Below are 1,507 nucleotides of genomic sequence, written 5' to 3'. Positions count from 1 at the left end.
TGATAGAAATCCCTCAATCCCTCACCGCCCCGGACGCCCCGCATGCTGAACTGGATCTACGCGACGCTGGGCCACGTCTGGGGACCGCTGCGGCTGTTCGATTCGTTCTTCTTCCTCGCCGCCATCGGCTTCGCCTGCTGCGCCCTGGTCACCTGGGTCATCCTGCCGAAGCTCTGGCCGGCGCTTCCCACCGACCGGGGACGGGCGTTCGCCATCAACGCCGAACAGAGCGTGGGAAAGCCGATCAGCGCCGGCCTGATCTTCGTGACTATCTTCTGCGTGGCTTCCCTGATCTTCGTCCCCTTCGGCGCGCGGAGCCTGCTGACGCTGCCCTTCATCCTGGCGGCGATGATGGTCGGCTATTTCGACGATCGCCGCGGGGGTTTCAGCGAGTACCAGCTCGCCGCCATGGACCTGGCCATCGCCGTCGGCGCCTCGATGGTCATTTACGGCATGCAGCCGGTGGCGATCTGGCTGCCCGGCTGGCGGGACGCGATCCTGCTGTCGCCGTGGATCGCGACCCCGGTGGCCACCGGCATCATCTGGCTCTCGATCAACGCCACCAACTGTTCGGACGGGGTCGACGGGGTCTCCGGCAGCCTCACCGCCACCGCCCTGCTGATCCTCGGCGGCCTGCTCTATGCGGTGATCGGCAACGAGGTGGTCGCCCAGCACTTGAATATTCCGGTCAACCCGGAGGGCGCGAGTTGGGCGATCATGGCCTTCCTCATGGTCGGCGCCATCGCCGGATACCTCTGGTACAACGCCGCGCCCAGCCTGGTGCTCATGGGCGACGCCGGCTCACGCCCCATCGGGCTCCTGATCGGCATGCTGGTGGTCGCCACCAATAACCCGCTGTTCCTGCTGCTCATCGGCTCGGTCCTGCTGCTGAACGGCGCGACGGGGCTGGTGAAGGTCGCCCTCATGCGGTTCTTCGGCCTGAAGATCCTGGGTGGCGTGCGCTTCCCGCTGCACGACCACTGCCGCAAGGAGCTGGGCTGGTCGAACAGCCAGGTCCTGGTGCGGTTCATGCTGGTGCACCTCGGCGTCTCGGCGTTGCTGGTGATCCTGGCGCTCAAGGTGCGTTAAGGGGCGTGGGCGAACTATCCAATCCTCGGCGAAACGCCCTAAAGCCGGAAATCTTGAACATTATCGGCCACTGCAAGAGGTTCCGACCCTTGCGGATGGCCGCGGAGCGACGCACGTTCCGTGCAACGAATTTTGGAGACCTGACCTATGCGTAACTGGCGCCTGGACGAAGACGACGACGGCGACGAGAACGCCCGCAAGCCCGACATGCCGATGACCTCCGGGCCCGTCCAGAACGCGCTGTTCCACGCGCGCACTGTGCTGGTGTTCGGCGAGATCGACATGCGCCTGGCCGAGCGGGTGACCGCCCAACTCCTGGCCCTGGCCAGCGAGAACAGCAAGCCGATCAAGGTGGTGATCAACTCCCCCGGCGGCCATGTGGAAAGCGGCGACACCATCCACGACATCATCCGCTACT

2 protein-coding genes are annotated in these 1,507 nt (G+C 65.4%); both read left to right on the top strand.

Annotated elements, in window-relative coordinates; genetic code table 11:
* The first annotated feature begins 42 nt into the window (after window positions 1-42).
* The gene (locus V6M52_RS12100; RefSeq protein WP_332701205.1) at window positions 43-1,089 is read left to right on the top strand and encodes a hypothetical protein; all 1,047 of its coding nucleotides are present in this window, start codon (window positions 43-45) and stop codon (window positions 1,087-1,089) included.
* Between the two features lie 147 nt (window positions 1,090-1,236).
* Window positions 1,237-1,507: ATP-dependent Clp protease proteolytic subunit (locus V6M52_RS12095; RefSeq protein WP_332701204.1), on the top strand; the 271-nt coding region annotated here is incomplete at its 3' end.

This window comes from Devosia sp. (genome assembly GCF_036676215.1).
Taxonomy (GTDB): domain Bacteria; phylum Pseudomonadota; class Alphaproteobacteria; order Rhizobiales; family Devosiaceae; genus Devosia.
Note: the sequence above shows the minus strand (reverse complement) of the source record. Positions and strands in the feature narration are given on the sequence as shown.